The 8373-nt window shown below is 72.2% G+C and carries 7 protein-coding genes; 6 read left to right on the forward strand and 1 reads right to left on the reverse strand.

Annotated elements, in window-relative coordinates; all coding sequences use genetic code 11:
* Window positions 1–268: 268 nt before the first annotated feature.
* Together E4099_RS24920 and E4099_RS24925 are read left to right on the forward strand one after the other, a co-directional pair.
* Window positions 269–1291, forward strand: coding sequence for an adenosine deaminase (locus E4099_RS24920; RefSeq protein ID WP_209446722.1), 1023 nt, complete (start codon window positions 269–271; stop codon window positions 1289–1291).
* A 115-nt stretch (window positions 1292–1406) separates the two neighbouring features.
* The gene (locus tag E4099_RS24925; protein WP_135341360.1) at window positions 1407–2117 is read left to right on the forward strand and encodes a glycerophosphodiester phosphodiesterase; all 711 of its coding nucleotides are present in this window, start codon (window positions 1407–1409) and stop codon (window positions 2115–2117) included.
* Between the two features lie 100 nt (window positions 2118–2217).
* On the opposite strand, the gene E4099_RS24930 is transcribed toward E4099_RS24925, so the two are convergent.
* Window positions 2218–3672, reverse strand: coding sequence for a gamma-aminobutyraldehyde dehydrogenase (locus E4099_RS24930; RefSeq protein ID WP_135341361.1), 1455 nt, complete (start codon window positions 3670–3672; stop codon window positions 2218–2220).
* A 174-nt stretch (window positions 3673–3846) separates the two neighbouring features.
* Here E4099_RS24930 and E4099_RS24935 point away from each other — a divergent pair, with 174 nt between their 5' ends.
* The 4 genes from E4099_RS24935 to E4099_RS24950 all read left to right on the forward strand — a co-directional run bounded on the left by E4099_RS24935 (window position 3847) and on the right by E4099_RS24950 (window position 8115).
* A complete protein-coding gene (locus E4099_RS24935; protein ID WP_135341362.1) occupies window positions 3847–4323 on the forward strand; it encodes an Lrp/AsnC family transcriptional regulator in 477 nt (158 codons plus the stop codon).
* Window positions 4324–4325: 2 nt separating this feature from the next.
* The gene (locus E4099_RS24940) at window positions 4326–5687 is read left to right on the forward strand and encodes an aspartate aminotransferase family protein (protein WP_135341363.1); all 1362 of its coding nucleotides are present in this window, start codon (window positions 4326–4328) and stop codon (window positions 5685–5687) included.
* A gap of 503 nt (window positions 5688–6190) precedes the next feature.
* Complete coding sequence (locus tag E4099_RS24945) at window positions 6191–6919, forward strand: ABC transporter ATP-binding protein (RefSeq protein WP_135341364.1); 729 nt, start codon at window positions 6191–6193, stop codon at window positions 6917–6919.
* Window positions 6901–8115, forward strand: coding sequence for a hypothetical protein (locus tag E4099_RS24950; RefSeq protein ID WP_135341365.1), 1215 nt, complete (start codon window positions 6901–6903; stop codon window positions 8113–8115). Before E4099_RS24945 ends, E4099_RS24950 begins: the two co-directional genes overlap by 19 nt.
* Window positions 8116–8373: the final 258 nt, after the last annotated feature.

An 8373-nucleotide genomic window follows, 5' to 3' on the forward strand; every position in this document is an offset into this window, starting at 1 on the left:
GTGGAAGGACCGCCGGCGGGCGGCGGGTCGACCGGTGCCCGATCGGCGGGGGGCGCCCAGGGGTCGGGCTCGCGCGGCGGGGGCTGCTGCTCCTCCCCGCGCTCGGGCCGGTGCTCGGACTGATCGCCCATGTCTCTCCCCCAGACGCTGTGTTGCCCGGTCATGCTAAGGCCTGAGGTGGCGGAAACGGCACGCGGTGGAGGCGGAGAGCCCCTCTACGATGGCCGGAGCCGCCGCCGGCGGCGCGTCCGCCCCCCAGGAGAATCCGTTGACCGATCTCAGCACCTTCATCGCCGGGCTGCCGAAGGCCGAGCTCCATGTCCACCACGTCGGATCCGCCTCCCCGCGCATCGTGGCCGAGTTGGCCGCCCGGCACCCCGACTCCCGGGTGCCCACCGACCCCGAGGCCCTCAAGGACTTCTTCGTCTTCCGCGACTTCGCGCACTTCATCGAGGTCTACCTGTCCGTGGTGGACCTGATCCGGGACGCCGACGACGTACGGCTGCTCACCTACGAGGTCGCCCGGGACATGGCGCGGCAGAACATCCGCTACGCCGAGCTGACCGTCACCCCGTACAGCTCCACCCGGCGCGGCATCCCGGACACCGCCTTCGTGGAAGCGATAGAGGACGCCCGCAAGGCCGCGGAGGCCGAGCTGGGCGTGGTGCTGCGCTGGTGCTTCGACATCCCCGGCGAGGCGGGCCTGGAGTCGGCGGAGGAGACCGTCCGGATCGCCACCGAGCTGCACCCGGAGGGCCTGGTCAGCTTCGGCCTCGGCGGCCCGGAGATCGGTGTGCCGCGCCCGCAGTTCAAGCCGTTCTTCGACCGCGCGATCGCCGCGGGTCTGCACAGCGTGCCGCACGCCGGCGAGACCACCGGCCCGCAGACCATATGGGACGCGCTGACCGAGCTGCGCGCCGAGCGCATCGGCCATGGCACCAGCAGCGTCCAGGACCCGAAGCTGCTGGCGCACCTGGCCGAGCACCGGATCCCGCTGGAGGTCTGCCCCACCTCCAACATCGCCACCCGGGCGGTCGCCACCCTGGACGAGCACCCCATCAAGGAGATGGTGGCGGCGGGTGTGCTGGTGACCGTCAACAGCGACGACCCGCCGATGTTCGGCACCGACCTGAACACCGAGTACGGGGTCGCGGCCCGGCTGCTGGACCTGGACGAGGCCGGCCTCGCGGCGCTGGCGAAGAACGCGGTGCAGGCCTCCTTCCTGGACCCGGCCGGCAAGGCGCGGCTGGCCGCCGAGATCGACGCGTACACCGCGGCCGCGATCGGCTGACCGGACCGAGGGCCGGTGCCGGGGTCCGCACGGTGCGGTGGCAGGTGTCCTCGGGCCGCACCGCGCCCAGCGGCCGCATCGGCCGGCGGCCCGCCCCGAGGGCACAATGTCCCCCATGGCCAGCAGGGGTTCGGCACCGTCCGCCGCGTTCACCGCCGTCGCCCACCGTGGCGACCCGTATGTGCACCGGGAGAACACCCTTCCCTCGATCCGTTCGGCGATGCGCGCGGGGGCCGGTGCCGTCGAGATCGATGTCCGTCTGACCCGGGACGGAGTGCCCGTGGTGGTGCACGACGCCACCCTGAAGCGGCTGTGGGGCCACGACCGCCCGGTGCGCGAGCTCACCGCCGCACAGGTCCGCGAGGTGACCGGCGGCGGGGTGCCGCTGCTGGACGAGGCACTGACCACGATGCTCTCCGGCGACGGGCGGGTCCGGGTGATGATCGACCTGCCGGACGCGTCCGCCGCGCACACCGCGGTCACCCGGGTCCATGAGCACGGAGCGGCCGAACAGGTCTACTACTGCGGAGGGCCGGCCGCGCTCCATGCGGTACGCCGCGCGGACCCGGCGGCGGAGACCGCGCTCACCTGGACCACCCTGGCGCCACCCCGGCCCGTGCTCCTCGACGGTCTGCGGCCGCGCTGGCTCAACTACCGCTTCGGGCTGGTCTCCCGGGATCTGGTCGACCGCGCGCACCGGGACGGCCTGCTGGTCTCGGCCTGGACCGCGGACACCCGGTGGTCGATGTCCCGACTGTTGCGCGCCGGTGCGGACTCGATCACCACCAACCGGATCGGCACGCTGCGCGCACTGCTGCCCCGTTGAACCGCGAGGGGCGCGGCCGGCCGGCTCCGTGCCCCGGACGCGGCCGGGCCCGGCGCCCCGTGCGGGGTGCCGGGCCCGGGGCGGACCGAGCGAGCGGCGGTCAGCTGTCCAGCGAGGTCATCACGTGCTTGACGCGGGTGTAGTCCTCGAAACCGTAGGCGGAGAGGTCCTTGCCGTAGCCGGACTTCTTGAAGCCGCCGTGCGGCATCTCGGCGACCAGCGGGATGTGGGTGTTGATCCACACGCAGCCGAAGTCCAGCGCCTTGGACATGCGCATCGCCCGGCCGTGGTCCTTGGTCCACACCGAGGACGCCAGCGCGTAGTCCACGCCGTTGGCGTACTCCACGGCCTGCGCCTCGTCGGTGAAGGACTGCACGGTGATGACGGGGCCGAAGACCTCGTTCTGGACGATCTCGTCGTCCTGCTTGAGGCCGGAGACCACGGTGGGGGCGTAGAAGTAGCCCTCCTCGCCCACCCGGTGGCCGCCCGCCTGGACCTTGGCGTGTGCCGGCAGGCGGTCGATGAAGCCGCTGACCTGGGCGAGCTGGTTGGCGTTGTTGAGCGGGCCGTAGAGCACGTCCTCGTCGTCCGGCCGGCCGGTCCTGGTCTCGGCGGCGGCCTTGGCCAGCGCGGAGACGAACTCGTCGTGGATGGACTGGTGGACCAGCACCCGGGTGGCGGCGGTGCAGTCCTGGCCGGCGTTGAAGAAGCCGGCGACCGAGATGTCCTCGACGGCCTTGGCGATGTCGGTGTCCTCGAAAACCACCACCGGGGCCTTGCCGCCGAGCTCCAGGTGGACCCGCTTGAGGTCCTTGGAGGCGCTCTCGGCGACCTGCATGCCGGCGCGCACCGAACCGGTGATGGAGGCCATCGCCGGCACCTCGTGCTCGACCATCAGCCGGCCGGTCTCACGGTCGCCGCAGATGACGTTGAAGACGCCCTGCGGGTGGCCCAGTTCGGACAGCACACCGCCGATGATCTCGGCGATCAGCACGGTGGACGCCGGGGTGGTGTCGGACGGCTTGATGACCACGGTGTTGCCCGCGGCGAGCGCCGGGGCGAACTTCCAGACGGCCATCATCATCGGGTAGTTCCACGGCGCGACCTGCGCGCAGACCCCGACCGGCTCACGGCGGATGATGGACGTCATCCCGTCCATGTACTCGCCGGCCGAACGGCCCTCCAGCATCCGGGCCGCGCCGGCGAAGAACCGGATCTGGTCGATCATCGGCGGGATCTCTTCGGAGCGGGTGAGGGCGATCGGCTTGCCGGTGTTCTCGGACTCGACCGCGATCAGTTCCTCGGCCCGGGCCTCGAAGGCGTCGGCGATCTTGAGCAGTACCTTCTGGCGCTCGGCCGGCACCAAATCGCGCCAGACGGGGAAGGCCTTGGCTGCGGCGGCCATGGCGGCGTCCACGTCCGCGGCGCCCGAGAGCGGGGCGGTGGCGTAGCTCTTGCCCGTGGCCGGGTTGACCACCTTCGTGGTCCGCCCGTCAGCGGCGTCCCTGAACTCCCCGTCGATGTAGTTGCGCAGACGACGCAGTTCGGTGGTCACGTGCCACCCCTCCTGTCACATGTCCCGATGGGTGAGACACCCACACTAGTCGCCGAGGCGACGCTTTCAACATACCTACCTACCCATAACTGCGGAATCCGTTAGATCGGATCCCCTCAACAACGAATTTCATTAGTTTGGGGTTGTCAGACTGCTGAGTCCTCATGCAGAGTGATGTTCGTGGCCACTGACAAGAACGGCACGCCGTCGATCGACTCCGTCTCCCTGGCGATCATCGAGCAGCTCCAGGAGGACGGGCGCCGCCCGTACGCAGCCATCGGCAAGGCGGTGGGTCTGTCCGAGGCCGCCGTGCGGCAGCGTGTGCAGAAGCTGCTCGACCAAGGCGTGATGCAGATCGTCGCGGTGACCGACCCGCTCACCGTGGGCTTCCGGCGGCAGGCGATGGTCGGCATCAACGTCGAGGGCGACCTCGACCCGGTGGCGGACGCCCTGACCGCCATGGACGAGGTCGAGTACGTGGTGATGACCGCGGGGTCCTTCGACCTCCTCATCGAGATCGTCTGCGAGGACGACGACCATCTCCTCCAGATGATCAACAAGCGGATCCGCACGCTGCCCGGCGTGCGCTCCACCGAGAGCTTCGTCTACCTCAAGCTCCGGAAGCAGACCTACACCTGGGGAACGAGATAGCCATGAGCGCCGACCTGTCCAAGACGGCGTACGACCACCTGTGGATGCACTTCACCCGCATGTCGTCGTACGAGAACGCTCCCGTGCCGACCATCGTGCGCGGCGAGGGCACGTACATCTACGACGACAAGGGCAAGCGGTACATCGACGGGCTCGCCGGCCTGTTCGTGGTCAACGCGGGCCACGGCCGGACGGAGCTGGCCGAGACCGCCGCCAAGCAGGCTCAGGAGCTGGCCTTCTTCCCTGTGTGGAGCTACGCCCACCCCAAGGCGGTGGAGCTGGCCGAGCGGCTGGCGAACTACGCCCCGGGCGACCTGAACAAGGTGTTCTTCACCACCGGCGGCGGCGAGGCCGTAGAGACCGCCTGGAAGCTGGCCAAGCAGTACTTCAAGCTGGTCGGCAAGCCCACCAAGCACAAGGTGATCTCCCGTGCGGTGGCCTACCACGGCACTCCGCAGGGCGCGCTGGCCATCACCGGGCTGCCGGCCCTGCGGGCCCCGTTCGAGCCGCTGGTGCCCGGCGCGTTCAAGGTGCCCAACACCAACATCTACCGGGCCCCGATCCACGGCGACGACCCGGTGGCGTTCGGCCGCTGGGCCGCGGACCAGATCGAGCAGCAGATCCTTTTCGAGGGCCCGGACACGGTCGCCGCGGTCTTCCTGGAGCCGGTGCAGAACGCCGGCGGCTGCTTCCCGCCGCCGCCCGGCTACTTCCAGCGGGTCCGCGAGATCTGCGACAGGTACGACGTGCTGCTGGTCTCGGACGAGGTCATCTGCGCCTTCGGCCGGCTGGGCACCGTCTTCGCCTGCGACAAGTTCGGCTACGTCCCGGACATGATCACCTGCGCCAAGGGCATGACCTCGGGCTACTCCCCGATCGGTGCCTGCATCGTCTCCGACCGGCTCGCCGAGCCCTTCTACCAGGGCGGCAACACCTTCCTGCACGGCTACACCTTCGGCGGCCACCCGGTCTCCGCCGCGGTGGGCCTGGCCAACCTGGACATCTTCGAGCGGGAGGGCCTCAACCAGCATGTGCTGGACAACGAGGCCGCCTTCCTGGAGACCCTGCGGAAGCTGCACGACCTGCCGATCGTGGGCGACGTCCGCGGAAACGGCTACTTCTACGGCATCGAGCTGGTCAAGGACAAGACCACCAAGGAGTCCTTCGACGCGGAGGAGACCGAGCGGATCCTGTACGGCTTCCTCTCCAAGGCCCTCTACGACAACGGCCTCTACTGCCGCGCCGACGACCGCGGCGACCCGGTCATCCAGCTGGCGCCGCCGCTGATCGCCGACCAGTCCACCTTCGACGAGATCGAGCAGGTGCTCCGCGCGACCCTCACGGAGGCGTGGACGAAGCTCTGACACCGACCCCGCCAGGGTTTCTCCCCCTCCCCCGGCGGCCTTCTTCCCCTGCGGGGCCCCTCGCCATCCCTCACGAGGGGCCCCGCGGCGGTTCGGCGCCCCGTCCCGGCCGACGGGACCGACGCCGCGACCGGTGCGCGCCCCGGGCCCGTCGGCCAGAGGCCCGGCCCGGCCCCGTACGCCCGGCGTCTTTCGTGCCCCGTGCCCCGTGCTCCGCGCCCCTTCGCTCCGTGCCCCGTGGTCCGCGCCCCGTCGCCCCGTGCCCCGTGCTCCGTCCACCGGACGCCGCTCCCGTACGCCTTCCCGTGCCGGTCCGGCGCCGACCCGACGTCGGCCGGCCGGCCCCTCCCATCAGGGCTGATCGGAGGAAACGAGCCGCCCCCGCGCCGAGCCTGGACCGTTTGCGGCCCGGGATGTCCTTACCGTGCCAGTGACCCATTCGCTGTGTCCTCGTTCACCCAGCCAGGGGAGCGGACAATCGTAGGTAAGCCGAGGTGCTTGGCATGGTGGCTCCGCCGGACGACGACGTACTGTGGGCGCGCGGCATCACATATGCCTACAGCGGCTCACCCGCACTCACCGGGGTCTCCTTCGGGGTCCACGAAGGCGAGGTGGTGGCCCTCACCGGACCACGGGGCTGCGGCAAGACCACCCTGCTCGAGTGCCTCTCCGGGCGGTTGCTGCCGGACGACGGCGAGGTGTGGTTCAACGGCTCCCCGGTGCACACCCTCACCCAGCTCGGCCGTGAGCGGCTGCGCCGCGAGCACTTCGGCTGGATCGACCCCGCACCGCGGCTGGTCCCCGAGCTGACGGTCTGGGAGAACGTCGCCCTGCCAATGATGCTGCGCGGCACCCCCCGCCGCACCGCCCGCACCACCGCTCGCGAGTGGCTGGACCGGCTGGACGTCGGTGACCGGGAGCGCGAGCGCCCCGCCGCCCTGCTGCAGTCCCAGCGCCAGCGGGTCGCCATCGCCCGGGCCCTCGCCGCCACCCCCAAGGTGCTCTTCGCCGACGAGCCCACCGCCCCGCTGCACCACGACGACCGCGGGCAGGTGCTCCGTACGCTCACCGCCGCGGCCCGCTCACACGGCATCACCGTGTTGCTCGCCACCCATGACAGCGAGGTGGCCCCACTCGCCGACCAGACCGTCGCCCTGCTCGACGGCCGACGGGTCGGCGCCATCCCCGCACCCGACGCGGAGGGCCGAGACGCGTGCTCAGTCTCCGCCTAGCCCGCGACACCCACCCGCTCGTCCTGCTGCGCCGGCTGCTGGTCGCCCTTGCCTCGGCGAGCGCGGGCTTCCTGCTGCTGTGCACCCTGGGCTACGCGATGGCCCACCCGCAACGGGCCGGCGGCTCGGCGGCCCGGCTGCTGTGGTGCGTGGTGCCGCTGGCCGCCACCGTGCAGTTCGCGGTGGCGGTGGCCCGTATCGACCGCGGCACCCGGGACGGCCGGGGGCTGGCCGCCGCCGGGTTCGGACCGGCCCGCCGCGCCCGGCTGGCGGCCGCCTCGACCGCGGTGACCTGCGCGCTGGGCAGCGCGCTGGCGCTGGCCGGATTCCTGGGGGCGCGCCGCTACGGCCGCCCGCCCTCCCTCGCCGACGACCTGGGCCGCGGCGTCCATGTGCCCCTGGGCGCGGTGCTGCTGCTGCTCGGCGCGGTGCCGGCGTTGGCCGCGGTGTCCAGTGCGGTGAGCCTGTGGCCGCGCCGGGCGCGGCCCCCGCGGCCCAAGCCGCCCGAGGAGCCGGAAACGGAGCAGGACCGCCCATCGGCCGAGGACCCCGAGAGCACGCCGCGGCGATCCGAGCCGATCGCGCTGGACTTCGGGCTTCCGTGGGGCGCCGCGCTGGTCGCCGCGGGGCTGGCAGTGGAGACCTATGCGGGACGGGGCGCCGGGGATTCCGCCGGACAGCTGCTGCCGCTGCCCGGGCACCCGGTGCACAGCCCACCCGGCGTCCTCGGCGGCTGGGTACTGGTGGCGCTCGGGCTGATGGCCATGGGGCCCGGGCTGACCCAGGTGTGCGGCAGGCTGCTGGCCGCCTTCCGCCCCGGTCCGCTGCGGCTGCTGGCCGGGCGGGCGCTGGAGGCGGACGCGGACCGGTTGGGGCGCCCGCTCGGCGTCCTGTGCGCCGTGGCCACCACCGCGTACGCGGTGGTGGACCTGTACGGCGACGCCCTGGGCTCCGCCGGCCCGGTGGCCGGCCTGGGTGCGGGGCTGGTGATGGCCTGTGTCACCGCCACCACCCTGGTCACCGCTTTGGAGGTGCGCGGCGACCGGGCGGACACCACCGCCACCCTGCTGAGCGTCGGCGCCTCGGCCAGGCTGCTGCGCGGCGCCACAGCCCTGCGCACCGGCGCGCTGCTGGCGATGCTGGCCGTGCTGTGCGTACTGATCGCCGAGCTGCTCACCCTCCCCCTCACCGGCTGAGACCCGAGGGCGACACCGACCGCGGACCCATACGCCGATGTGCCGGCCGCGAGCCAACCCGGACCCGCGGCGGCCCTCCGCCTGGTGGGCCACCCGGTTCAGTGCCCCAGCAAGCCCACGGCTCCGCCGGGGCGGGGCCGTGCCGAGCCGTTCGGGCCTGCCGGCCGCGCCCCGGGGCGACAGACCCGCTCCCGAGCCACGCCCCGTACGCCGCCCCGGAGAGCGGCGCACGGGTGGGCGTGGCCTTCGACGCGGACG

Origin of the sequence: Streptomyces palmae (assembly GCF_004684805.1) — a bacterium.
Taxonomy (GTDB): domain Bacteria; phylum Actinomycetota; class Actinomycetes; order Streptomycetales; family Streptomycetaceae; genus Streptomyces; species Streptomyces palmae.